Source organism: Pseudomonas sp. GM74, from assembly GCF_000282455.1.
Classification (GTDB): Bacteria; Pseudomonadota; Gammaproteobacteria; order Pseudomonadales; family Pseudomonadaceae; genus Aquipseudomonas.
Genome location: NZ_AKJG01000071.1, coordinates 1 through 23,808 on the forward strand (window position 1 = coordinate 1; position 23,808 = coordinate 23,808).

General features: G+C 61.8%; 26 protein-coding genes. 8 read left to right on the forward strand and 18 right to left on the reverse strand.

The window, feature by feature from the left end; translation table 11 throughout:
• Positions 1-170: 170 nt before the first annotated feature.
• Together PMI34_RS12800 and PMI34_RS12795 are read right to left on the reverse strand one after the other, a co-directional pair.
• Positions 171-1,487 (reverse strand): ATP-binding protein, encoded by a 1,317-nt coding sequence (locus tag PMI34_RS12800; RefSeq protein ID WP_008050456.1) that lies wholly within the window; start codon positions 1,485-1,487, stop codon positions 171-173.
• Positions 1,484-2,224: a response regulator gene (locus PMI34_RS12795; RefSeq protein ID WP_008050458.1), complete on the reverse strand. Its 741-nt coding sequence runs from the start codon at positions 2,222-2,224 to the stop codon at positions 1,484-1,486. Before PMI34_RS12795 ends, PMI34_RS12800 begins: the two co-directional genes overlap by 4 nt.
• A gap of 306 nt (positions 2,225-2,530) precedes the next feature.
• On the opposite strand from PMI34_RS12795, the gene PMI34_RS12790 reads away from it, so the two are divergent.
• From PMI34_RS12790 to PMI34_RS12780, 3 genes are all read left to right on the forward strand, one after another.
• A complete protein-coding gene (locus PMI34_RS12790) occupies positions 2,531-2,794 on the forward strand; it encodes a DUF2790 domain-containing protein (RefSeq protein WP_008050460.1) in 264 nt (87 codons plus the stop codon).
• Between the two features lie 48 nt (positions 2,795-2,842).
• A complete protein-coding gene (locus tag PMI34_RS12785; protein ID WP_008050462.1) occupies positions 2,843-3,097 on the forward strand; it encodes a hypothetical protein in 255 nt (84 codons plus the stop codon).
• A 160-nt stretch (positions 3,098-3,257) separates the two neighbouring features.
• On the forward strand, positions 3,258-4,475 hold the full coding sequence (locus tag PMI34_RS12780) for a cytochrome c biogenesis protein DipZ (RefSeq protein WP_008050463.1): 1,218 nt from the start codon (positions 3,258-3,260) through the stop codon (positions 4,473-4,475).
• 9 nt (positions 4,476-4,484) lie between these two features.
• Here PMI34_RS12780 and PMI34_RS12775 read toward each other — a convergent pair whose 3' ends face one another.
• The gene (locus tag PMI34_RS12775) at positions 4,485-5,477 is read right to left on the reverse strand and encodes an AraC family transcriptional regulator (protein WP_008050465.1); all 993 of its coding nucleotides are present in this window, start codon (positions 5,475-5,477) and stop codon (positions 4,485-4,487) included.
• 179 nt (positions 5,478-5,656) lie between these two features.
• On the opposite strand from PMI34_RS12775, the gene PMI34_RS12770 reads away from it, so the two are divergent.
• Together PMI34_RS12770 and PMI34_RS12765 are read left to right on the forward strand one after the other, a co-directional pair.
• Positions 5,657-5,926 carry a DUF4242 domain-containing protein gene (locus tag PMI34_RS12770; protein WP_008050467.1) on the forward strand — a complete coding sequence of 90 codons (270 nt, stop codon included), beginning with the start codon at positions 5,657-5,659 and terminating at the stop codon, positions 5,924-5,926.
• A 44-nt stretch (positions 5,927-5,970) separates the two neighbouring features.
• Positions 5,971-6,783, forward strand: a complete 813-nt coding sequence (locus PMI34_RS12765; protein ID WP_008050468.1) for a class I SAM-dependent methyltransferase — start codon at positions 5,971-5,973, stop codon at positions 6,781-6,783.
• A 37-nt stretch (positions 6,784-6,820) separates the two neighbouring features.
• Here the strand turns inward: PMI34_RS12765 and PMI34_RS12760 are convergent, their stop codons facing one another.
• Positions 6,821-7,207: a DUF488 domain-containing protein gene (locus PMI34_RS12760; RefSeq protein WP_008050470.1), complete on the reverse strand. Its 387-nt coding sequence runs from the start codon at positions 7,205-7,207 to the stop codon at positions 6,821-6,823.
• Between the two features lie 2 nt (positions 7,208-7,209).
• On the reverse strand, positions 7,210-7,932 hold the full coding sequence (gene pcsA, locus PMI34_RS12755) for a phosphatidylcholine synthase (protein WP_008050472.1): 723 nt from the start codon (positions 7,930-7,932) through the stop codon (positions 7,210-7,212).
• A gap of 257 nt (positions 7,933-8,189) precedes the next feature.
• Here pcsA and PMI34_RS12750 point away from each other — a divergent pair, with 257 nt between their 5' ends.
• Positions 8,190-8,927 carry a tellurite resistance TerB family protein gene (locus tag PMI34_RS12750; protein ID WP_008050474.1) on the forward strand — a complete coding sequence of 246 codons (738 nt, stop codon included), beginning with the start codon at positions 8,190-8,192 and terminating at the stop codon, positions 8,925-8,927.
• 101 nt (positions 8,928-9,028) lie between these two features.
• Here the strand turns inward: PMI34_RS12750 and PMI34_RS12745 are convergent, their stop codons facing one another.
• From PMI34_RS12745 to potE, 7 genes are all read right to left on the reverse strand, one after another.
• Positions 9,029-9,703 carry a DUF3313 domain-containing protein gene (locus tag PMI34_RS12745; RefSeq protein WP_008050475.1) on the reverse strand — a complete coding sequence of 225 codons (675 nt, stop codon included), beginning with the start codon at positions 9,701-9,703 and terminating at the stop codon, positions 9,029-9,031.
• Between the two features lie 50 nt (positions 9,704-9,753).
• Positions 9,754-11,022 carry an OmpP1/FadL family transporter gene (locus PMI34_RS12740; protein ID WP_008050477.1) on the reverse strand — a complete coding sequence of 423 codons (1,269 nt, stop codon included), beginning with the start codon at positions 11,020-11,022 and terminating at the stop codon, positions 9,754-9,756.
• A 69-nt stretch (positions 11,023-11,091) separates the two neighbouring features.
• Positions 11,092-12,705, reverse strand: coding sequence for an arylsulfatase (locus PMI34_RS12735; RefSeq protein WP_008050478.1), 1,614 nt, complete (start codon positions 12,703-12,705; stop codon positions 11,092-11,094).
• Between the two features lie 200 nt (positions 12,706-12,905).
• Entirely contained in the window at positions 12,906-13,445 is a 540-nt protein-coding gene (locus tag PMI34_RS12730) for an HD domain-containing protein (protein ID WP_008050480.1), read from the reverse strand.
• On the reverse strand, positions 13,445-13,846 hold the full coding sequence (locus PMI34_RS12725; protein WP_008050481.1) for a hypothetical protein: 402 nt from the start codon (positions 13,844-13,846) through the stop codon (positions 13,445-13,447). The genes PMI34_RS12730 and PMI34_RS12725 overlap by 1 nt, the downstream gene beginning before the upstream one ends.
• A 190-nt stretch (positions 13,847-14,036) precedes the next feature.
• The gene (locus PMI34_RS12720; RefSeq protein WP_008050482.1) at positions 14,037-16,322 is read right to left on the reverse strand and encodes an Orn/Lys/Arg decarboxylase N-terminal domain-containing protein; all 2,286 of its coding nucleotides are present in this window, start codon (positions 16,320-16,322) and stop codon (positions 14,037-14,039) included.
• Complete coding sequence (gene potE, locus PMI34_RS12715) at positions 16,319-17,728, reverse strand: putrescine-ornithine antiporter (RefSeq protein WP_008050483.1); 1,410 nt, start codon at positions 17,726-17,728, stop codon at positions 16,319-16,321. The genes PMI34_RS12720 and potE overlap by 4 nt, the downstream gene beginning before the upstream one ends.
• Positions 17,729-17,911: 183 nt before the next feature.
• On the opposite strand from potE, the gene PMI34_RS12710 reads away from it, so the two are divergent.
• Both PMI34_RS12710 and PMI34_RS12705 read left to right on the forward strand, forming a co-directional pair.
• A complete protein-coding gene (locus PMI34_RS12710; RefSeq protein ID WP_008050484.1) occupies positions 17,912-18,241 on the forward strand; it encodes a hypothetical protein in 330 nt (109 codons plus the stop codon).
• A 123-nt stretch (positions 18,242-18,364) separates the two neighbouring features.
• Positions 18,365-18,781, forward strand: a complete 417-nt coding sequence (locus tag PMI34_RS12705) for an organic hydroperoxide resistance protein (protein ID WP_008050485.1) — start codon at positions 18,365-18,367, stop codon at positions 18,779-18,781.
• Positions 18,782-18,881: 100 nt separating this feature from the next.
• Here the strand turns inward: PMI34_RS12705 and PMI34_RS12700 are convergent, their stop codons facing one another.
• The 6 genes from PMI34_RS12700 to PMI34_RS12675 form a co-directional block, all read right to left on the reverse strand.
• The gene (locus PMI34_RS12700) at positions 18,882-19,391 is read right to left on the reverse strand and encodes a copper chaperone PCu(A)C (RefSeq protein ID WP_008050486.1); all 510 of its coding nucleotides are present in this window, start codon (positions 19,389-19,391) and stop codon (positions 18,882-18,884) included.
• Position 19,392: 1 nt separating this feature from the next.
• A complete protein-coding gene (locus tag PMI34_RS12695; protein WP_008050491.1) occupies positions 19,393-19,998 on the reverse strand; it encodes an SCO family protein in 606 nt (201 codons plus the stop codon).
• 179 nt (positions 19,999-20,177) lie between these two features.
• The gene (locus PMI34_RS12690; protein ID WP_008050493.1) at positions 20,178-21,062 is read right to left on the reverse strand and encodes a ChaN family lipoprotein; all 885 of its coding nucleotides are present in this window, start codon (positions 21,060-21,062) and stop codon (positions 20,178-20,180) included.
• Positions 21,063-21,117: 55 nt separating this feature from the next.
• On the reverse strand, positions 21,118-21,885 hold the full coding sequence (locus tag PMI34_RS12685) for a heme ABC transporter ATP-binding protein (RefSeq protein ID WP_008050494.1): 768 nt from the start codon (positions 21,883-21,885) through the stop codon (positions 21,118-21,120).
• The gene (locus tag PMI34_RS12680; RefSeq protein ID WP_162130359.1) at positions 21,885-22,868 is read right to left on the reverse strand and encodes a FecCD family ABC transporter permease; all 984 of its coding nucleotides are present in this window, start codon (positions 22,866-22,868) and stop codon (positions 21,885-21,887) included. The genes PMI34_RS12685 and PMI34_RS12680 overlap by 1 nt, the downstream gene beginning before the upstream one ends.
• Before the next feature lie 50 nt (positions 22,869-22,918).
• Positions 22,919-23,803 (reverse strand): heme/hemin ABC transporter substrate-binding protein, encoded by an 885-nt coding sequence (locus PMI34_RS12675; protein ID WP_008050496.1) that lies wholly within the window; start codon positions 23,801-23,803, stop codon positions 22,919-22,921.
• Between the last annotated feature and the right edge of the window lie 5 nt (positions 23,804-23,808).

Sequence of the window (23,808 nt, forward strand, 5' to 3'; positions counted from 1 at the left end):
GCGGCGATCCGACTTGCTCGCGAAGGCGGCCTGTCAGCCGACCAATTTCTTTCGAATGTACCCAGCCCAACTGTGGGAGCGGGCTTGCCCGCGAAGACTGCCTGCCAGCCGACCAATTACTCACAGGTATACTCAATCCAATTGTGCGAGCCTGACAGCCGACGATTCTTTTACGGCTGCACTGGCAATCGTAGCTCCGCACACAACCCGCCACCCTCACGATTGCTCAAGGTCAACGACCCACCAATCGCTATCGCCAGTTGCTGGGCAATCGCCAGCCCCAGTCCGGTGCCGCCGGTGCTGCGGTTGCGGGAGTTTTCCACGCGGTAGAACGGTTCCATCACTTGCTTGAGTTCTTCCTCGGCAATCCCCGGGCCACGATCGAGGATCTTGATCGACAGGTCGCCATCGGCCCGTTTTTCCACCCGCAACTCGGCAGCACCGGCAAACTTCAATGCATTGTCCGTCAGGTTGACCAACACCCGGCGCAAGGCGTGGGGACGAGTGTCGATGACGGCCGCACTCTTGCCGGTGAGCTGAACGCCCTTGCCCATGTCCTGGTAGTCGAACACCAGGCTGTCGAGGAACGAGTCGAGGTCGGTGCGGCGGCTTTCTTCGGTGGCGCCGTGGATGCTGCGGGCGTAGGCCACTCCTTCGCGCACCAGGTGTTCCATCTCGCCCAGGTCGTTCCACAGTTTGTCTTTCTCGCTGGAGTCGTCCATGAACTCGGCGCGCAGTTTCATGCGGGTGATCGGGGTTTGCAGGTCGTGGGAGATCGCCGCGAGCAATTGCATGCGTTCCTTCAGGTACGCCGCGATGCGTGCCTGCATCGAGTTGAAGGCCTTGGCAGCGTGGGCGACTTCGGTCGGGCCTTTTTCGTCCAGGAGCACGGGATGGGCGTTGGGGTCCAGGGTTTCGACGGCACCGGCGAGGCGGGTGAGGGGGCGGATGGCAATTCTGACCGCCAGCCAGGAGCAGGCCAGCATCAGCGCCAGTTGCCCGAGCAACACGATGGGCAGCCAGGGCGACAACGGCACCATCGCCGGGCGGACGTCGATGGTCAGCGGGCTGCCATCGGCCAGGTTCAAGTGCACTTGAAAATGTTTTTTCGGCCCGGGGATGTCGGTAAAGGTCATCGGGTAATCGTGGCCGATGGCGTCCTTGATCGAGGCAATGGCAATGGGTGCATCGGGCATGTCGGTGCGGATGGGCGTGCCCGGCGACCCCTCGTTGAGCATGTAACTGTAATTGCGCCGCTCCAGTTGTTTGAGCCAGGCGGCTCGTTCATCGGCGGGCAAGCGGTCGAGGATGGCAACGGAGGTGGAAACGTCGGTTTCCAGGTTGCCGAGCATGGTGTTTTTCGAGGATTCGTAGCGTTCGTAGTACTGCGCGCCGAAGGACAGCGCCTGGGCGAGGATCAGGCCGATCAGGAAAATCAGCGACAGCCGCGAGGCCAGGGTCCGCGGCCAATGCAGCGCCAGGGTCATGATTGATCGCCCAGGATTTCCACCGGCAGGGAAAACACATAGCCTTCGCTGCGCACGGTCTTGATGTAGGCCGGCTCGCGGGCGTCGTCGAGCAAGCGCTGGCGCAGGCGACTGACCAAAAGATCGATGGAGCGGTCGAACAGGTCGGCGTCGCGGCCCTGGGTCAGGTTGAGCAATTGATCGCGGTTGAGCACCCGTTGCGGATGGTCGAGAAACACCCGCAGCAATCGATATTCGGCGCCGCTCAGGGCGACCATGGTGCCGTCTTCATCGAGCAGGTGACGGGCCGAAGTGTCCAGGCGCCAGCGCCCAAAGGCCAGCAGGCGGCTGGCCTCGGTCACCACCAGATTCGGCGGCAGCATGCGGGTGCGTCGCAGCACCGCGTTGATCCGCGCCAGCAGTTCACGGGCGGCGAATGGCTTGACCAGGTAGTCGTCGGCGCCCATTTCCAGGCCGAGGATGCGATCGGTTTCATCGTTGCGGGCGGTGAGCATCAGTACTGGCGTGGCCTTGTGCTTGCCGGCGCGCAATTCGCGGCAGAGCAGCAGGCCATCGTCCCCCGGCATCATGATGTCCAGCACGATCAGGTCCACCGGGGTGGTTTCCAGAAAAGCGCGCATCTGCCGTCCATCCGCCACGACCGTGGTGCGCAGGCCGTTCTTCTTCAGGTAGTTGCCAACCAGTTCGCGGATTTCGCGGTCATCGTCAACGATGAGGATGTGATCAACGTGATCCATTGGGCCAAACCTCTGGTAAATGGGGAATGCCACACAGTCTATCGAGCCTGGGCGGGCTCGCCTGCCGCCCTTTGTATTGCAGTGTATCTGGCTTGCCTGCGGATACACACGAAGGCAAAAAAGCCGATTTTCAGGGGTTTTGTATTGCTCTGTATCTGCGCCCGGTTCTGATACGTACCGATTGATTCACGCCCATTCCCGACACAGACGAGATACCTCACAGGCTTTTAATAGGTTCCATCGAGGCAAGCCAGACCGCCTCGGATCAACCAACGATCAACCTGTTGAAACCTTGAGGAACTCGCCATGAACACCAAGGCCATCTACGCCGCCTGCCTGTTTGCCGCCCTGAACATCTGCACTCTGTCGGCCCGTGCCGAAGCCGATGTTGCGCCTAAAACCTACACCTATGGCACCCAACTTGACATCAGGAAAGTGGTGTCGCTGACCGAAGACGCTACGCCTTCCTGCGGCGTGGTGAATGCGCGGCTGACGTACCTCGACGCCCAGTCGAAAACCCAGGTGCTGGATTACCGCAAATTCGCCGACAACTGCAACTCGGAAAACTGAGTGTTGCGATCAACCACCGCTGAATCCATTTGAGACAGGAAGGACATCATGAACAACGTTTCCCGCTTTTTGACCGCCATCGCCTTTTCCGTCGCCGGTGCGGCAGCCCATGCCAACGCCGTTGTCGAGCAAAGCGCCTGCGCCAGCAACACCTGCTTCCAGCTCACGCCAGTGGCAGAGAAGGGCACCAATGGCTTCCTTGCGCAAGACGGTTCCAGCCGCACGCCGCAAGGGCAGATGCTCGCCGAGAACGGTTCCAGCCGCACGCCTCAGGGGCAGTTGCTGGATGAACAGACAGCTTGAAAACACCCCAATCCACTGTGGGAGCTGGCTTGCCAGCGAAGGCGGCCTTGCAGGTGACATCTCTATTGAATGTACCGGCCTCTTCGTCGGAACGCCGCCCGGAACAAGCCCGCTCCCACGTTGATTGTGTGTCGCCCTCTGATTTGTCTTAGGTGATCCCATGTTACTCATCGCTTTCCTGGGCGGCATATTGACCGTCCTCAGCCCGTGCATCCTGCCGGTCGTGCCCTTCCTGTTTGCCGGGGCCGACCGTACACGCTCCTCGATCCTGCTCACCCTCGGCGGCATGGTCCTGACCTTTGCCCTGGTCTCCAGCCTGGCCGTGGTCAGCAGCGAATGGGTGATCCAGGCCAGCAACACCGGCCGCCACGTAGCGCTGCTGGTGATGGTGCTGTTCGCCCTGTCGCTGATTTCCGCCCGGGTCGGCGACTGGCTGGCGCGCCCCTTCGTGTTGCTGGGCAATCGCATCGACCCGAACTCGCGCAAGATGTCCGGGCCGCTGGCGTCGATCATGATCGGTGTCGCCACCGGGCTGCTCTGGGCACCCTGCGCCGGGCCGATCCTCGGGGTGATCCTCACCAGCGCCATGCTGCAAGGGGCGAACGCCGGCACCAGTCTGCTGCTGGTGGCCTATGGTGCGGGCAGTGCGTTGTCCCTGGGCACCCTGATCTTTGCCGGGCGCGGCCTGGTCAATCGCTTGAAACCGTCGATTCCGGTCACCGGCTGGTTGCGCCGTGGCGCCGGGGTTGCGGTGCTGTCCGGTGCTGCGGTGATTGCAACGGGGGCCAATGACCTGTTGCTGGCCAACACGTCCTCGGAAGGTGTCAGCAGCGTGGAGAAAGGCGTGTTGGAAACCGTGCCGAAAGTCGTCGATTACCTGGTCAGCAAGGTCAAGGCCGACAGCACCATGGGCGATACCCAAGGCGCCATGCCGTCGCTGTCCGGCGCGGTGGAATGGCTCAACTCACCGACACTGACCAACGAAGCCCTGAAAGGCAAAGTGGTGCTGGTGGACTTCTGGACCTTCGACTGCATCAACTGCAAGCACACCCTGCCGTACGTGAAGGACTGGGCGAAGAAGTATGAAAAGGACGGACTGGTGGTGATCGGCGTGCACACACCCGAATACGGCTTTGAGCGCATCATCGACAACGTCAAGGCCAAGGTGAAGGAATACGGCATCACCTACCCGGTGGCGATCGACAACAACTACGCGATCTGGCGCAACTTCGACAACCAGTACTGGCCGGCGCACTACATCATCGATGCCAAGGGGCAGGTGCGTTACACCCACTTCGGTGAAGGCAGCTACGACACGCAGGAGAAAGTGATTCAGCAGTTGCTGGAGGAGGCCAAGGCCGGCGCGCCGGCGGCGTAACCCGCTCGATCAATGGCTCACAGGTCTTGCCTCGTGGGCCATGGTTTTTTTCTCCTGACCGCGCCGCCATGCCGCCGGTGGCGCACCGTACTCGCGACGGAAGGCCCGGCTGAAGGCGGTATCGGTCTGGTATCCCACTTCTTCGGCGATGCGCGTCAATGAGCTGTTGCTGCTGCGTAACAGGTTGGCGGCGAGCAACATCCGCCATTGCGTCAGGTACTGCATCGGCGACACCCCCACCAGTTGCTGGAAGCGTTCGGCCAACACCGATCGTGAGGTGCTGGCGGTGCGCGCCAATTCGTCCAGCGTCCAGGCGTGGCAGGGTTTTTTGTGCAAGGCGTTGAGGGCGGCACCGACGATGCGGTCACGTACGCCGGCCAGCCAGCCGGTGCGACCTTCGCCCTGTTCGTTCATGTACAGGCGCAACACTTCGATGAACAGCACTTCGGCGAGTTTGGCCAATACCCCTTCGCCGCCAGGGCGGGGCGAGCGGGCTTCGGCGAGGGCATAGCGCACGGAGGACTCCAGCCAGATACCGGCATCCGAGCCGCGCACATTGACCCGCACCACGGCCGGCAAACCCTTGAGCAATATGCCCGCCAGGCGCGTGTCGCACGCCAGGTAACCGCACACCAACCGGGTGACCGCGCCACCTCCGCCATAGCTCAATTGCCGGGGGCGGCGCGCCAGCACCGCGTCCAGTCGCGCACCCGTGGCCGGGGGCAATCCGGGATGTGAGCACATGCGATGGGCATCGCCCTGGGGGAAAATCACCACGTCGCCCGCACTCAGCAGCAGCGGCGGGTCATCGCCCAATTCCACGTAGCACTCGCCCTCGGTGATCAGGTGAAAGATCACCACCCGTTCCGCATCGGGCTCCAGAAACGGCGCGGCGGTGTCGGCGCTGGGCGACTGGTAGCACCAGGGCGCGGTGAACCGGGCGTTGATGAAGATCGCGCCGACCAGGTGCACGACGCGCAGGGTCTGTGACAGAGCGTCCATTGGGGTTTCCCCGTGGGAGGTTCCTGATTGTGAGCGCGCCTGCGCGCTACGTGAAATCTCCGGACGATCGGGCAGGCTTGGCCGACGATCGGACAGGACGCCAGCGCCCGTCAGGACGATAGTTTGTCTACGGGGCCAATACCGGCCCTGCCATCCAGAACAAGAAAAGAGAGGTTGCCATGCCGAAGTTCGTGATTGAGCGCGAGATCCAGGGCGCCGGAGCATTGTCGGACAGGGATTTGAAAGCCGCTTCGCTAAAGTCCTGCCAGGCGTTGCGTGAGTTGCCAGAGGTGCAGTGGCTGCAGAGCTATGTCACCGGTGACAAACTCTACTGTGTGTACATCTCGCCGAACGAGGAGCAGATCAGGGAGCACGCCAGGATCAGTGGTTTTCCCGCCAACCGCATTTCCCAGGTCATGAACGTCATCGATCCGACGACGGCGGAGTAACCGCGACCGGCCCCGACTCGTGTTTCAACCCAGAGACCGTCTCCATGAGTACACCCATTGATCTGACTGCCTTGAAAAACCGCCAGATGGCCTCCTGGGCCAGCGGTGACTACGCCGTGATCGGCACCACCTTGCAGATCGTCGGCGAGCAACTGGCCGAAGCCTGCGACCTGTTGTGCGATGAGCGCGTACTCGACGTTGCCGCTGGCAACGGCAATGCGACCCTTGCGGCGGCACGCCGTGGCTGCCAGGTGACGTCCACCGACTATGTCGCCGCCTTGCTCGAACGCGGAGAAGAACGGGCCCGGGCAGAACGCCTGAAGGTCTCCTTCCAGGTCGCCGATGCCGAAGCCTTGCCCTTTGCCGACGGCAGTTTTAACGCCGTGCTGTCGACCTTCGGCGTGATGTTCACACCGGACCAGCCAAAAGCCGCCGCGGAGCTGGCGCGGGTTTGTCGCCCGGGCGGGCGGATCGGCCTGGCCAATTGGACCCCGGAAGGATTCGTCGGCCAGATGTTCAGGACTCTGGGTCAGCACCTGCCACCCCCTCCGGGTGCGAGTCCGCCATCACGTTGGGGCAGCGAAGCCTGGTTGCACGAGCATTTTGACGAGCGGGAATTTCTGCTGCAGGTGACGCGTCGCACGTTCAATTTCCGCTATCGCTCGGCGGCGCATTTCATCGACACCTTCCGCCAGTGGTACGGGCCGGTGCACAAGGCCTTCGCCGCACTGCCGCCGGACGGCGCCCAAGCCCTGGAGTCGGACCTGACCGAGCTGATCAACCGGATGAACCGGGCAGGCGAAAAGTCGCTGGTGGTGCCGAGTGAATACCTGGAGGTGGTGATCACGCGGCGTTAAGCGATAACAATGCAAAACCCTGTGGTGGTCTTGGCATCTAAATCACTTCGGCGCCGCGGGCTTGCAGCAACTCGCGCAACACTGACCGATGACAATGCGCTTCATCCTCGCAATAACAGCCCACGGCCAGGGACGTCTGATGGGACAACGCGGCCAGAAGGTCCAGCAACTGACTGGCAGCGGGCTCGCTCATCTCGGCCTTGAACTTGCGCCGGAACACCTCCCAGGCCTTGGCATCTTGCGCAGCCTTGGCCTCGGCCACCAGCTGCGCACTGGGCGACAGCAGCGGCTGCCAGACATCGTAAAAATCCCGACGGGCGAATTCGGCTTTCGGTACGCCACGGGGAGGGCGGCGTACTGTGCCCAGACGCAATCCTTCGTTGGGTCGACGGGGTGAGCCGAGTTGAACGATATGGACCGCCATGGCTACTTGAGCCTCGATTCGTCGAACCACTCCAGCGCCGTGCGCCACAGGCAGATGCCCAGAAAGTACGCCGACATCAACAGCCACAGCCCCATCACCAACGGGTTGATCAGCGGATGGTTGAGCACCAGCGACAAACTGCACAGCAACCAGATGGCCGTCACCGCAATGTTGATCGGCATGAACCGGCGCACGCGGAACGGGTGCAGGAATTTCATCCGGGTCACGGTCAGCAGGGCCAGGCCGATGACCGTGAAGAAAGTGATCCACGGAGACGGGGCGATGATGTACAGGCACAGGGCGACCACGTTCCAGGCGGCGGGGAAACCCTGGAAGTAGTTGTCGGTGCTCTTCATGTTGACGTTGCAGAAGCAGAACAGCGACGACACCAGAATCAGCGACACGCTCAGCAGCAAGGTGTAGTCCGGCAACGGGATGTAGCGGTAGATGAACAGTGCCGGGATAAACACGTACGTCAGGTAGTCGATCACCAGGTCGAGGATCGAGCCATCGAAGCTTGGCAACACCGACTGCACGTTGACCTTGCGTGCCAGCGCACCGTCCAGTCCATCGACGATCAGGGCGACACCCAGCCACAGCAGGCAATGGGTCGGCTGGTTATCCAGAAGGGAAAGGGTGGCGAGGAAAGCGGTGACCACGCCAGTGGCGGTAAAGCCATGGGCGCCCCATGCTTTGAGCCTGGCGATGTACAGGGTTGAAATCACGGGGGCGTTCTCCAGTGAATGAAGCAAGCCAGTTGTCGCCCCGCGTACGGGGCGGTGGCAAACCGGGTCGGGTTGCAGGTATCGACCGGGTATCCGGGAATAAGGTTCACCACCTATGAATCTTAGCTGCGCCGCAAAGAAATACCCCGGAGCAATCCGCAGTAGTGCAGGCGGGTCAGCCCAACGGTGCTGGCACATTCGCTTGCGGGGGCTATCGTTGCCTGACTGGATAAACGCCCTTCAAGAGGACAACCGGCATGAACACCAGCGATCTGCTCGAACAATTACTGCGCGCCGGCCAGGGCTCGATGGCGCAACAGGGGGGCGCTGGCGCGTCGGCCCAGGGCGGGCTCGGCGATCTGGGTGGATTGCTCGGCGGCTTGTTGGGCGGTGGTGCTGGTGCTGGTGCTGGTGCAGGTGGTGGTGGCGCAGGGTTGGGCGGTTTGCTCGGTGGTTTGCTGGGTGGCGGTTCGCCGATGGGCGGTGCAGCGCAAAGCCGCTCCGGTGGCGGCACCAATTATGCGGCACTGGCGTCCCTGGGCATGATGGCGTTCCAGGCGTACCAGGCCTGGCAACGCAGCCAGGCGTCGGCTCCGCAGGAAGCGCCACGGACCGTGGACTTGCTGGCCGGCCCGGAGGCCGAAGAGCACAGCCATGGGATCTTGCGGGCATTGATTGCGGCGGCCAAGGCCGATGGCCGCATCGATGAATCCGAAAAGCAGCTGATCAGCACTGAAATCGGCCGTCACACCGACGATCCGCAATTGCAGCAATGGCTGGACGACGAGGTTGCCAAGCCACTGGACGCCAAAGAAGTCGCGCAATCGGCCACCGACCCCGGTATGGCCTCGGAGATGTACCTGGCCAGTGTGATGCTGGTGGACGACCAGCAGGACGCCGAGCGCAACTATCTGGATGAACTGGCCGCGGCGTTGCAGATCGAGCCGGAACTGCAATTGCATCTGGAGCGGCAGGCCAAGGGCAGTGCGGCCTGAATCGCCTTGGGCAACACAAACGTGGGGATGAAGGAGTACTGCAAGGGTCAGGAAGGAACTCCAAGTGGCGAGGGCGCAAGCTCCCTCGCCACAAGGGTGTGTTACTTGAGGAACGCCTGGAAGTCGGTACCCAGTTTGTCGATCGCCGCCTTGAAGTCCTTGGCGGTAATCTTCTGGCTTTCATTTTTCAGGGTAGTGCCAAATACCTTGCGCACCACTTTGGCCACGGTCTGATTGCTCTTCGCGTCGATGAACTCGGCTTCGATGAACAAGGTGGTGTCCTGGTCACGGTGACCGGTAGCAGCCTGTGTTGCCCCGACTACGGCCGCGATGGGAACTACTTCATACCACTTCATGCCTTCGTTCTCGGCGTTCACCCCGGTAATCGCCGCGCGCATGATCAGGGGTCGGGAACCCGCCGGAGCCGCTGAGGAGGACGACACTACACGGTACCTCTGACCCAGCGTGGCCTTGGCCTTGTTGGTCATGTAGTTCTGAATGTCGGTCAGCGTCTGCTGGTTGACCCGCTCATCGGGTTTGGGCGCCGGGTACAGCTCCAGCTTGTTGAACACCACGGTGTCATACGCATTCGGGTTCCACGAAGGGCTGACCCAGCGCATCGCGGTGCCACCGCTCGGCGTTTCGACTTCCTGCAGGTTGTTGTAGTTGGACAGGAAGCCTGAGTACTGTTCCTTCTCAGTCACTTTCGAGGTGCAACCGCCTAGCAACAGACTTGCCAGCGCAGCGCCGACCAGCAGTTTTCGGGACAGATTCATAGTGGTGTCTACTCCTTGGATAAAATCGTCGTTCTTTCGTTTACAAGACATCAAAATCGCCAGGTCATATTCCCGCTCAGGGCTTGAATCCAGGCATTGTCGAATTCACCGGAAATCTGATTGCCCGATACGGACTTGGCCTGGTCAACCGGCATGTCGCCGAGCCAGACCATGGCCCAACTGACGTTGATATCGGTGTCCTGGTTCAGAGCATAGGTGGCTCCTGTTGCAATGCGCCAGGATTCGTTCATCGGCACGATCACGCTGCGGTTGCTGTCCGACACGGCACTGCTGTCGTACGCCACACCAACGTTCCACAGCCATTGCTCGGTGGCCTGGTATTGCGCACCCAGGGACAGGTGCCAGGTGTCCTTGAAGCCGGCGTCGACCGTTGTCGATTGCGCACCCACCGCGGTGGTGTCGACCTGTACCCCGATGTCACCGAATTCCGACCAGTCCTGCCAGTTGACTGAGGCCAGCAAGGCCCATTGCCGGTCCAGTTGCTGGAACAGACTCAGGGTGACGGTTTGCGGCACCTTCATGTCCAGTTCGGTCTTGGTGTTGTTGACGCGCTCGAGCAGTCGGCCATCGCCTTTTACATCCAGGCGGTCCTCGAAGTCCAGATCGACCTGGCTGGTGTAGGTCAGGCCAATGCGCGTGCCGGCTTGCGGGGCGTAGATCACGCCCACGTTGGCGCCATAGCCCCAGGTGCCGTCCTTGTATTTGTACTGGCCGTCGGTGCGGTCGGTGAAACCGAAGGGGGAGCGGTCGATGGCTGTTTGCGCCTGCAACATGCCGTACATGGCCTTGACGCCGAGGCCGACCGACCACTGCTCGTTGAAGCGATAAGCCACGCTCGGTACCAGCGACAGGCCGAGCAGGCTGGAGTTCTGCGCGAAGTAACGACCGGACCAGTCGTTGTCGTAGTTGACCGCCAACCCGAAGTCGCCGTACTGGCCGAAACCGACGCTCCAGTGCTCGTCCAGTTCATGGCTGATGAAAAAGCTGCCGCCGGGAATCGGGTCGAGGGCGTTGCCACTGCCGCTGCCCGAGGTGTTGGTGCCAGCGTCGCGGTCGAAGCTCAAATCACCGTACAGCACCTGCAAGCCGGCGGTGATTTGCGTACCTGGCAGGTAGCTCATGCCCGCCGGGTTGCTGGCGATGGTCGAGGGGCCTTGGGCGCGGGCGGCGGCACCGGCGTTGGCCAGGCCGGCGTTATCGGTGCCGATTTCGTAAAGCATGATGCCGCCGGCCCAGGCTGGCTGGCAGCAAAGGGCGAGTAGCGTACAGGCGGGTAGGGCCAGTGTGCTTGTGCGCATGTAACTACCTCAGCAAATGTCCATTTCGAATGTGGGTGGCCTGTGCCGGCCACCCATGATTTCGGCTGTTTACTTGGCCATGGCTGCCCGGGCCGCTTCGATCTTGGCCTTGACCGCATCAAGGTTGAAGCTCGCGCCTTTCTGCATCGGCGGAAACTCCACGGCTGTTTCGGCCAGTTTGACCACTTGTTGCTGCACAAACACATAACGCCAGAACTGGAACTTGAACCACTCGAAATACTCCAGCGAACCATTGGCCGCCATGTTCTCCGGCCATCCGGCACGTTCGAACGGATCGAGGCGCAGGTTAGTCAGGATCGGCATGTCCAGCGTGACCTTGGCCCCCAGCCAGCCCCCGGGCTGATCGATGAAGCGGTACTTGAAGTCATCGATGCGGATCGCACCCAGGGCGCTCTCTCCAAAGTAGAAGATTTCATGCCGGTTCGACGGACCTTTTCCGGTGATCATTGGAGTTTGATCATAGCCGTCCAGGTGAACTTTGTAGGTGGTGTCGCCCAATTGTTTGCCTTTGAGCAGCTCTGCCGTGATGTTCGGGTTGCCCGCCGCTGCGACCAGGGTAGGGAACCAGTCCATGCCGGACATGATGCCGTTGGCGACCTGGTTGGCCGGTACCTTGCCCGGCCAGCGAATGATCGCCGGCGCCCGGAAGCCACCTTCCATCACCGTGCCTTTGCCCATGGCGAACGGGGTGGTGCCGCCGTCCGGCCAGGTGAAGTTTTCCGCACCATTGTCGGTGGTGAAAATGACGATGGTGTTGTCGTCCATGCCGTCTTTTTTCAGTTTCGCCATGACTTCGCCGACGATGTCATCGAGCTGCGCCATGCCGGCTTCCTGTTCCGACCAGCCATTTTGCGCATTGCGCATGGCTTCGTACTTGTCGGACAGGTGCGTGACGATGTGCATGCGGGTGGGGTTGAGCCAGACGAAGAACGGTTTGTTGTCCTGCTTGGCCTTGTCGATGAACGAGAAGGCCTTGTCGCGAATTTCGTCGTCGACGGTTTTCATCCGCTCCGGATAGAGCGTGCCGGCATCTTCGATTTTTTGCTTGCCGACCTTGCCCCAGCGCGGCATCACGGTCGTGTCATCGGTGGTGGTGGCCCAGCTGTGGACCATGTTGCGTGGGCCAACGGTGGCGAGCAGTTCTTGCGGATAGTTGGGGTGCGCCGGGTCTTCCATGGCGTCGAGGTGATAGAGGTAGCCGAAGAATTCGTCGAAACCGTGGACGGTGGGCAGGAACTGGTTCAGGTCGCCCAGGTGGTTCTTGCCGAACTGGCCGGTGGCATACCCCATGGCCTTGAGAGCGGTCGCGATGGTGACGGCTTCGGCGGGAATACCCACGGGCGAGCCGGCCTGGCCGACGGTGGTCATGCCGGTGCGAATCGGTAGTTCGCCGGTGATGAAGTTGGCGCGTCCGGCGGTGCAACTGGCTTCGGCGTAGTAATCGGTGAAACGCATGCCTTCATTCGCCAGTTGGTCGAGGTTGGGGGTTCTGCCGGCCATCATGCCCTGGTTGTAGACACCGATATTGGACCAGCCGATATCGTCGCCCATGATCACCAGGATGTTGGGGGCTTTGTCGGCGGCCAGAGCCTGACCGGGAAACGCCATTGCGGACAGCAACAGGGGGACCGCAAACATCGAGGATAAGGTTGTCCGGTTCATGTCGAGCTCCTGCGTTCTTGCGTGGGTACAACGAGACGAGCCCCCAACTGCCGTTGAAATTCGTTACCCCCCGCGAAGAGCGTAGGTTTGAATGGCGAAATATCCAGTAATGGACAGTCAGTAAGTTAGTGTTTCAGGCACTTTGCTGCGAAATGGCTTCACGCAAACGGCGCTGTAAGAGAGGAAGGCATCCGCCGGGATTACCAGCGAAACATGGGCAGCGGCCGCAGCGGCGAGCGGAGCAATTGCCGGGCTGAAAGCTTCATCAGCATCGAGTGAAAGCCGTGATCGGGAAAGGTCGACTGCACGGTTTTGATGAGGTTTCGGGGCAGGCCGAAGCGAACCAGGCCCAGGGACACATCCACCAGATCGGCCCGGCGGAAGGGTTCGACGCTGTTGGCGTAGGCGCCGTGATACCGGCGCAGCTTGTGGTGCTCGAGTATCAACGCACTGACTTCATCTTGCAGTTGCGGGCGTTGTCGGCTGTCGAGATATTCAGTGGCCAGTGCAATGGACGGCGGCAGGTAGTCAAGGGTGTCATCGGTCCAGATACCCAGGTCATGAAACGCCGCTGCGATCTGTACGGCATCCGAGGGCAAGCCTTCGGTACCGCTGAGGGCCGCATGGAAATTCAGCACCCGGTAAATGTGGTTGCGGTAGCCCTGAAGGTCGGCGCCGATGGCCAGGGCGAACGAGGTGAGGATCTCGTCGGTGAGGGGGAATTCGAGAATGGGCTTCATCAGGCGTCACGCAACAGGTCGTTGGCATTGAGCAGCTCGTAGGCGATCTCCGGGCGCTTTTCCATGGCACGGCGAATGGCGGCCGGGATGTTGGCGCGGGTCTTGCGGCACAGCCCCGGCAGTTCGCCGATCTGGATGCCGATGCCGCGCATGGTGCGCACCTCATTGAAGCCGGGGGCGATGTCCACGCGGATGCCCAACTGTTCGAGCATACGCCGTTGCAGGTGCTCCAGATCGCTCAGGCTTTGCAGGTTTTCCAGGCGTTCGATCAGGCGTTTTTCTTCGTTGCGGGTCAGAAACAGAATGCGCAGGTCCGCCCCTGGTGTTTCCAGCAATGGGTCACGCCCGCAGTCGCAGGCGCCGGGCGGGCAGGGTGAGCGAATCGCAGCGGTGGTGGTCATGGGGATCAATCATAGAGCGCTGTGATCGAGTTTGCCCATAGGGATTTTGGGGGGAGATGCAATGCAATGTGGGAGCGGGCTTGCTCGCGAAGGCGTCCTGTCAATCGGCAATTGCACCGACTGACACTACGCCTTCGCGAGCAAGCCCGCTCCCACATGGGTACTGCGTTTAATGAAAGTCTCGCTTACCTCACTTCAAGACCAGCATCCGATAAACGCCGTCTTCGACTTCAATCCCGTGGGTGTCATGGGTGAAGCCGGGGAAGGATTTGTCGAAGGCTTCCAGTGCCTTGAGATACGCCAGCAACGGACCGTCCGCAGGGCCTGCGTTCTCACCCGGCATCAGCAACGGGATGCCTGGTGGATACGGTACGATACCGGTTGCGGCGAGACGCCCGGCGGCTTCGTTGAGCGTCACCAGCTCGATGTCGTTGCGCACCAGTTTTTCGTAGGCCTCCACCGGGCTGAACTCGGCTTTTGGCAGGGTGCCGAAGGCCTGGGACATGTTGGCGGTGGTCTTGTGTTTCTTCATGGCGGCGAAGATTTCGTCGGCCAGATCCTTCAGGCCCATGCCGGCATAACGTTGCTGGTTGGCGTTGTACAGGTCGGGCAGGCACAGCTCGAGCTCGGCGTTGTCGTCGTAGTCACGCTTGAAGTCGAGCAGGGCGTTGAGCAGCGTGCCCCACTTGCCTTTGGTAATGCCGATGGAGAACAGGAACAGGATGGTGAAGTCGGTGGTTTTCTCGACCACGATACCCTGACGGCCCAGGTACGCCGTGACCACGCAAGCGGGGATGCCGGAGGCGAGCAGGCTGCCGTCGTCGCCCATGCCCGGGCTGAGCACCGAGACCTTGATCGGGTCGAGCATGCAGTAGCCGTCTTCGATGTCGCCGAAGCCGTGCCATACCGCGTTAGGGTGCAGGACCCAGCAGTTCGGGTCGGTCTTGAGCGTGGCCGGGTCGACCTCATGGAACGGCACGGTCGCTGCGCCAACCTGTACGGTCGGCGGCTGCCAGCAGGTGAAGAACCAGTCGTTCTTGCCCAGCATCTCGTTGTGCATGCGCGAGAGAACCTGGCGGAAGCTGATGGCTTCTTCAATCGACTCGTTGGTGAGGATCTGTCCGCTCGGTGCTTCCATCATCGCCGAGCTGACGTCGCAGGACGCCATGATCGCGTAGTTCGGCGAGGTCGAGGCGTGCATCATGTACGACTCGTTGAAGCGCGCATGTTCGATCGGGTTACGGCCGTTACGCACGTGGATCATCGAGGCCTGGGACAGGGCGGCCAACAACTTGTGGGTCGACTGGGTGGCGAACACGGTCGGCTTGGACTTGTCGTGATCGGCGGGGTTGCCGTGCATGGCATGGCGTCCGCTGTACAGCGGGTTGAAACGCGCATAACCGTACCAGGCTTCGTCGAAGTGCAGACGGTCCACGCTTTCGCCCAACAGCTCTTCGACGCGGGTGACGTTGTAGGTCAGGCCGTCGTAGGTGGAGTTGGTGACGATGGCGTGCACCGGCGTCGGGTCGATGCCTTGCTTGACCAGCGGGTTGTCGGCGATGGCGGCTTTCACGCCTTCGGCGCTCAGGGTCTGCGGCAGGATCGGGCCGATGATGCCGTAGCGGTTGCGGGTCGGCACCAGGTAGGTCGGAATCGCCCCGGACAGGGTCATCGCATGCTCGGCGGACTTGTGGCAATTGCGGTCGCACAGGGCGATCTGGTTGCGCGTGACGCTGGCCATGAGGATGACGCGGTTGGACATCGACGAGCCGTTGGTCACGTAATACGTGCGGTGGGCGCCGAAGACCTTGGCGGCATAACGTTCGCCCTGGCCGATAGGGCCGCTGTGATCGAGCAGGGAGCCCAGTTCGCCGACCGAGATCGACAGGTCGGAACGCAGCAGGTTCTCGCCGAAGAACTCGTAGAAAGCCCGGCCTGCGGTGCTCTTCAGGAACGCGGTGCCGCCGGCATGGCCTGGGGTGTGCCAGGAGTATTCATAGTTGCGGGCGAACTTCACCAGTGCGCCGAACATCGGCGGCAGGGCGGCCTGGCGATAGCGCTCGATGGCCGCCAGGATGCGCCCGCTGAGGAAGCGGGAGGTGTCTTCGGGCAGCCAGATGAAGTCGTCGGCGTGTTGCATGACCAGCAACGGAATGCTCGACGCGGTGGTACGGTCGCTGATCAGGAACACTGGTACGCGGGTGTTGCGCTCACGCAGTTTGACCAGCAGTTTGGTGCAGTCGGCGTGGCCTTCGCTGGTGTCCATTTCCCAGCGGATGAGCACGCATTGAATGGCAGGGTCCGAGCGCAGGATCGAAGCGGCATCGGTGAGGCTTTCCGAGGCCAGTACGCTGACACCACGGCCCTCTACGTCATGGACCAGTTGATCCAGGGCGCGGCCAAACACCGTTCGCTTGTCCGGCGGACTGCTGACCAGTAGCGCCAGCATGCCCAGCGAGTGTTTATATTCCGTCATGCTTGAACCTCCATAGTGGTTTTATTCAGACTGTTCACCGGCACTGGCACGGCAGTGAGGTGCTGCGCGCTGACGGTTTGCGTCGGTACGCTGTTGTTGAGCGCTTCGAGACGGATCAGGCGGTTGTTGACGAAACCGAACAGGGTGTAGCCGACGATCGTGGCCACGCCGCCCAGCATCAGGGCCTGCTCACCGGAACTGTAAAGCGCCAGGTAGCTGTAGGCCGCCGCGATCAGGGCAATGACGTTGGTCGCCAGTGCCTTGCCTTCCGGCACGTTGGAGACTTTCTGCATGGTCATCAGCGCGGCCATGGACAGGATGTACGGCACCAGGTTGGTGACCACCGCGAGGTTGACCAGGGTGTCGAACTGTTTGCTCAGGTCCGGGCTGATGGTAAGCAGGGCCAGCGCGGTCTGTGCCGCCAGCAGCACCAGCATGCCGACAATCGGCGTTCCCGCTTTGTTGCCCTTGGCGAAGATCGACAGGAAGTAACCGGTGTCCGCCGAGCTTTTGTACACCTGGGCGATGGTGAACTGCCAACCCAGCAGCGAGCCGATGCAGGCGAGCACCATGGCCGCCATCACGATGTCGCCGACCATTGGGGTGAACATCTTGGCGAACACCAGGCCGAACGGCGCGGTGGACGCAACCAGTTCTTCGTTGCCGACGATACCGAAGATGACGTTGGTGGAGACGATGTAGATCACCGCCGCCCCCAAGGTGCCGCCCAGCACGGCAATCGGTACGTTGCGCTCAGGGTTTTCCACCGCGTCGGTGTTGGCACAAGCCGATTCCAGACCGAGGAAGGCCCACAGGGTAATTGCCACCGAGGCGCCTGCTGCTTCGAACCAGCCCTTGTCGTGGGGGTTCCAGCCGGCGGCGTAGACACTGCTGTCGAACCAGAACCAGCCCACCGTGGAGACCAGCACCACCGGTGCAATCACCCCCCAGACCGTCACCGCGCCGATACGGCCGGTAATGCTGGCACCGCCAAAGTTGGCGAAGGTGGTGATCCACAACAGGGCAATAGTGGCCAGGCCTACTTGCAGCGAATCAAGTTTTATCCCGAACAACACCTGTATATAGCCGACCGCGGTAATACTGATCGCAACGTTGGCAATCAACAGCGAGAGGCCATAGGTGTAGTTGGTGATGTAGTTACCGGCTTTACCGAAGGTGTATTCGGCGTAACCGCCCATGCCACCGGTCTTGCGGCTGAGCATCCCGCATCGCGCAAAGGCGTAGGCCAGAGCGAGGGAACCGGTGGCCGTTATCAGCCAGGAGAGGATCGAAATTGCACCGACTTCCGCGAGTTTCGTCGGTAGCAGGATAATTCCTGAGCCCAACATGTTGACGGCGGTCAACATAGTCAGTTGCCCCACACTCATTTTCTTTGCGACTGACATTCCGTTGCCTCACTTAGTTGGCGATTGAGAGTCTTAGCTATAGCAAAGGATTGAAAACTCGCAAGAAATGGCCTCAGCCATCTCGTTTTTTGCACTCATTTGCAAAAAAGGCACGATGCTGGCCCCCAAGTTTAAAAATCCCCCGCAAAATTAGTTCATTTTCAACTAGTTAGATAGGTCAAGATGCGCAAGATATGGATCGCGTTAATTCCGCTAGTTGTTGCGGGTATCACCAATTCGACGCAAGCCAAAGAACTGGCCACCCAGGATCAATATATGTGCAGTTGGGGTGCTGGCACCGCTGCAAGGGCGCAGGAACTCAAGCTTTCAGGGGTTTCTCTGTACGCCGCGCGGCAGAAAATCCAGGCCTACAAGTTCGCCAAAACATGGATGCGCATGATGGCACTTGGTATTACAGAACAAACTTATGACAGTTCGTCGCGATTGAAACCGACTGCTGTGCGGCAAAGCTTTTATGAGGACTGCGTCAGGTACAAGTTGGCGCGTAAATAAGGAAGAAGCGGACGCCGGTCGGATTAACCGCGGTGTGGGGCTGCGACGTCTATATTGATTGACCATCCCAGCGACCCGATGGGGTGCAAAACCGGTTTCTTACAACTCAATCAGGAGGTCACCATGAGCCAGATCGATAAAGTGTTGTACACCGCCCAAACCCACACCACCGGCGGGCGTGACGGCGCGTCCCGCAGTTCCGACGGGATCCTCGATGTAAAGCTTTCATCGCCAGGCGCGGGCGGTGGCGGTACCAACCCCGAGCAACTGTTCGCTGCCGGGTGGTCAGCCTGTTTCATTGGCGCCATGCAGGTGGCAGCCAGGGAAATGAAAGTGGCGTTGCCCAAGGATGTGGCCGTCGATGCCGAAGTTGATTTGGGCACCAATGAAGGCGGCTACCTGCTGCAGGCGCGGCTCAATGTCAGTCTGCCGGGGCTGGACCGTGAAACTGCGCAGAAAGTCGTCGACACCGGGCACCAGTACTGCCCGTACTCGAAAGCCACGCGCAACAACATCAACGTCGTGCTCAAGCTTGTTTGAGTTGACGTTAATCTAAAAAAGATCGCAGCCTGCGGCAGCTCCTACACCGATTTTGCAGGAGCTGCCGCAGGCTGCGATCTTTTTGCTGTTGCGAGGAAAATCAATTCATCTTGCTGTGATCATGCGCCATGTTGCCGTGATCCATGGTGCCAATCGCCTTGGCAACGGCTTCAACCTGGATCGACTCTTTCTCGCCCTTGGCGTCTTCGACGGTCAGGGTCAGCGGCACCTTGTCGCCTTCCTTGATCTGGCCCGTCAGGTTCATGAGCATGATGTGGTAGCCATTGGGGTCCAGGCTCACCGCTTTACCAGCCGGCAGTGCCACGGCGTCCACCTGCTGCATTTTCATCACGTCGTCTTTCATGCTCATTTCATGAATCTGCACCAGCCCGGCAACCGGCGTTTGCACGCTCAGCAATTTGCTGTCGCTACTGGCGGTGACGGTCATGAAGGCGCCGCTCGACGGCTGGCCGGCCACGGTGGCGCGGACCCAGGCGTCGTCGACCCGGGTTTGTGCCGATACCTGAAGGGCCAGGCCGATCAGGGACAGGCCCAGTGCCAGTTGCCTGCAACCTTGCACGAAGCGGTTTTTAGCCTGCGGGGCATTCATTTCAGCAAACCTCCATCACGGTGAGCAGGTCTTCTGCGCACTCTTTGGCCGTCAGGGACGCGGACAGTCCCAGGCGCAGATTGCCCCGGGAGTCGAAGACATAGCTGGTCGCGGTATGGGAGAGGGTATAGGTATCGCCGCTCGGGACCTTCTCAAAGAACACGCCGAACTCCTTGGCGGTGGCGGCGGTTTCTTCAAGCGTGCCGTACAGGGCTTCGAAACTCGGGTCGAAAGCCTTGACGTATTTGTCGAGCAACTCTGGCGTGTCGCGTTCAGGGTCCAGGGTGATGAAGATCACCTGCAGCCTTTCGCCATCGCGCCCCATCAGCTTCTTGGCCTGCGCGGCGCGGGCCAGGGTGGTCGGGCACACGGCCGGGCACTGGGTGAAACCGAAGAACACCATCGGCATCAGGCCGCGATAGCTGCCCAGCATCCTGGTTTCGCCCTCGGCATTCGTGAGCTTGAAGTTACGCCCCATGATCTTGTCGCTGAGGTCTTTGCCGTAGTTGAACGACAGCTTGCTGCTGTCGTCGCAACCGGCGAGCAGGCCCAGGCTCAACAGGCCCATGCCTTGCAGGACAGTCCGGCGGGTATACAAAGTACTCATGGAAAAAAGCATCCTGTTGAACAGGCTGAAACTGACAGCGTGGTGACTGTACAGACGAAAAAATCGGGGGGATCTTAACAAACTGTGCCGGTAGCGGCGGGGTGGATACGACCATTGGACCGGCGCAGAGGCGTGACATAGTGTCGCGCCGTCAGGGCGAGAGAGCTCCCTCGCCACAATTAACGACGCAACTTCGCGCAATGATCCTGTTCCGGCTGTGCAGCCGTGTACCACACGTAATCCGCGCTCTCGGCGGTCACGGTCTTGCCCGCTTCGGCGAGGATCAGCACCGCAGTGCCTTCACCGGCACCGAGGTCTTTCAAGTGCAGCGGCACCCCCAGATCCTTGCGCACATGAAAGGCCCCGGCCAGCAGCAACGCCGGCGTCGGCGCGGCCATCAGGCGCTCGGCCATGCGCCGGTCGCGTTGTTGCTGCACGGCGAGCATGGCCGGCATTTGTGATTCGGGCAGCAGACCGCAATGGGATTGGCGGATGTCGTCCAGCAAGGTCGCCTGCACCTGTCGGGTGGTGGACGCTTCGCCTTTCAACTCAGGGCGCTGTCGGTAGATCTGCATGATCTGCGCGCGGTCCAGATTCGCTGCCAGCAGTGGATAGGGTTGGCGCAGCGCGTAGGTGACGAGGGCACCGTAGACGCTCCAGTCCCAATTGGCCTGCCAGGCCAGCGCCTTGAACGCATCCGCCGGCGGCTGGCCAGCGCGGGTCGCGGCTTGCGCGGCATCGACTTTGGCCTGTTGATCGGGGTTGAGCATCTCCATCAGCAGGCTGCCCTGGGCACGCTGTGCCGCCAGCTCGCGCAGCAACCACAATTGCAGGGCGTGGTGGTCCGGGTTGTCGTGCTGTTCACCGACCAGAACCCGAGGCGCGGCGGCCAGACGCCCGACCAATTCCTGCGGGGTCAGCGTGCGACCGCTGGCCAGTTCGCGGATGACGCCGAGATCGGCGTGATCGCGCCCCTGCGGGGCAATCGGCGCCGGGGGCGGCGTTACAGAATGGGTTTGGCAGGCAGCCAACAGGCTGAACGCACACAGCAACAGAAAGCGCATCGGTTTTCCTTAAATAGACAGAAGCCCCCTCGATCAATGAAGGAGGGCGACGGTATCAGCGCGCGATGATCAACGGGTGGCCGCGTTCCGGGTGTTGGTGAATCAGCACCTCCAGGCCATACACCGCCGCCAGCGCCTCGGCGGTCAGCACCTGTGCCGGTGGACCGTAGGCGTGGGGCAGGCCCTGTTGCAACAACAGCAGTTGATCGCAGTAACGTGCAGCCAGATTGAGGTCGTGCAGGATCACCAACACCGCTGCACCGCGCTCGGCGAAGTCGCGCACGGCTTGCAAAATGGTGTGCTGGTGCAACGGATCGAGCATCGACGTCGGTTCATCGAGCAGCAGGGTTTGCCCTTCGGCCCCCGGCCAGAGTTGAGCGAGCACTCGCGCCAGATGCACGCGCTGGCGTTCACCGCCGGACAGGGCCAGATAGCTGCGTCCGGCCAGATGAAGGGCGTCGGCGGCTTTGAGCGCCTCGGCGACGATTTCGGCATCGCGCACTCGGCCGCTGGCGTGAGGCAGGCGCCCCATGCCCACGACTTCATTGACCGAGAACGCAAAGTTCAGGCTCGAACTCTGCGGCAGCACGGCCAGGCGTTTGGCCCGCTCCTGACCCGGCCAGTCGGCGAGTGGGCGCTCGTCGAGGCTGACCCTGCCTTCGCTGGTTGGCAGTTCGCCGCACAAGGCGGCGAGCAGGGTGCTTTTGCCGGCGCCGTTCGGTCCCAGCACGCCGAGTACTTCGCCGGGGCGCAATTGGATATCGATGTTCGCCAGTACCGTGCGGTTGCCACGACGTACCAGCAAGTTGTTTGCCCGCAGCATCAGGAACGCCCTCGTACCAGCAAATAAAGAAAGAACGGCGCGCCGATCAGTGCGGTCACGATGCCGATCGGCAACTCCGCCGGCGCCAACAGCAGGCGCGCGGCCAGATCGGCCAGCAACAGCAGGCTCGCACCGGCCAGCAACGACGCGGGCAGCAACACCCGGTGATCCGGGCCGACCAGCAGGCGCATCAGGTGCGGCACCACCAGGCCGATGAAGCCGATCAGGCCGGCCGCCGCGACGGCCGCGCCGACGCCGAGCGCCGTGCACAACACCAGCTCAAGCTTGATGCGCTCGATGTCGAAGCCCAGGTGACGGGCCTCCGACTCGCCCAGCAGCATGGCGTTGAGTGCCGCCGCACGACGTGGCAACCACAGCGCCACGCCCAGGGTGACGATCAGCAATGGCCACAGGCGCGGATAGCTGGCGCCGTTGAGGCTGCCCAGGTTCCAGAACGTCAGGGTGCGCAGGGTCGCGTCATCGGCCAGGTAGGTGAACAGACCCACGCCGGCACCGGCCATGGCCGTCATCGCCACACCCGCCAACAGCATAGTGGCAACGTCGGTTTGCCCGTTGCGGCGACCGAAGCGATACACCACCGCCGTGACGATCAAGCCACCGGCGAAGGCGCTGACCGACAGCAGATAAGGTTCGATGGCCGGAGGCACGCCACCCAGCAGGCTGCCGCCGACGATGGCGAGGGCGGCACCCAGCGCGGCACCGCCGGAGACGCCGACCAGGCCCGGGTCCGCCAAGGGGTTGCGGAACAACCCCTGCATCGCCACGCCGGACAACGCCAGTACCGAGCCCACGGCGATGCCGAGCAGGCTGCGCGGCAGACGGATCTGACCGAGGATCAGCTCCGCCTGTTGTGTGTCCCCACCGTCAAGCGGTAACCCCAGCAGGCGCATCCCGGCCAGCAAGGTATCGCCCAGCGGCAGGCTCACCGGCCCGAGGGCCAGGGACAGCCAGAACACCAGCACCAGCAACAACAGCAGAAAGATCAAGGTCGGACGCGGCCGGAAAATGGCCGTCATGGGTGGGTCTCGGCTATCTGCGCCTTGACATCCGGATAGAACGCCGTGGACAGACGCGTCAAGGCGTCCGGCACACGCGGGCCAAGGCCACCGACCAGCAGCGTCGGGTCGATCACCAGCACCCGGCCATCACGCCCGGCCTGGGTTTGCGCCAGGATCGGGTTCTGTTCCAGCAGGGCTTTGCGGGCCGCATCGCCTTCCAGTTTTCCACCGGCGAAGATGATCACCTGCGGGTCCAGGCTCAGCATGGCTTCGCTGGAGACCGGTTTGTAGCCGTTGTGCTCACCCAGGCTTATGCCGCCGGCCTGCTGGATCATCCAGGCCGCCAGGGTGTCCTTGCCCGCCACTTGCAGGTTGCCACCGGAATGGCTGAGCAGCATCAGCACCCGGGGAGCCGGTTGCTGTTGCTGCGCCAGCCTGACCCGATCGGCCTGGGTGTGCAGACGCTTGAGGTAGCCTGCCATCAGCGCCTGGGCCTCGGTTTCCTTGCCCAGCAACTGGCCGAGTTCGGTGAGGTTGTGTTGCAGGGCCGGCACGTCGGCCTTGGCCGACAGCAATTCAATGCGCACGCCGGCGGCCTTGAGTTGCTCCAGCACCGGTGGCGGGCCCATTTCGTTGCTGCCCACCAGAATGTCCGGCTTCAGGGCCAGGATGCCTTCGGCCGCCAGCGCACGCTGGTAGCCGACGCCCGGCAGGCTGTGCAGCGATGGCGGGTACTGGCTGGTACTGTCGACACCCACCAGCTTGCTTTCGCCGCCCAGGGTGACCACCCATTCGCTGAATGCGCCGCCGGCGCTGACCCAGCGTTGGGGCAGGGCGTCGGCGACGGCCATCTGGCTGACGAGCACGCCGGCACAGGCCAGCAGTGTTTTGATACGCATCGGGA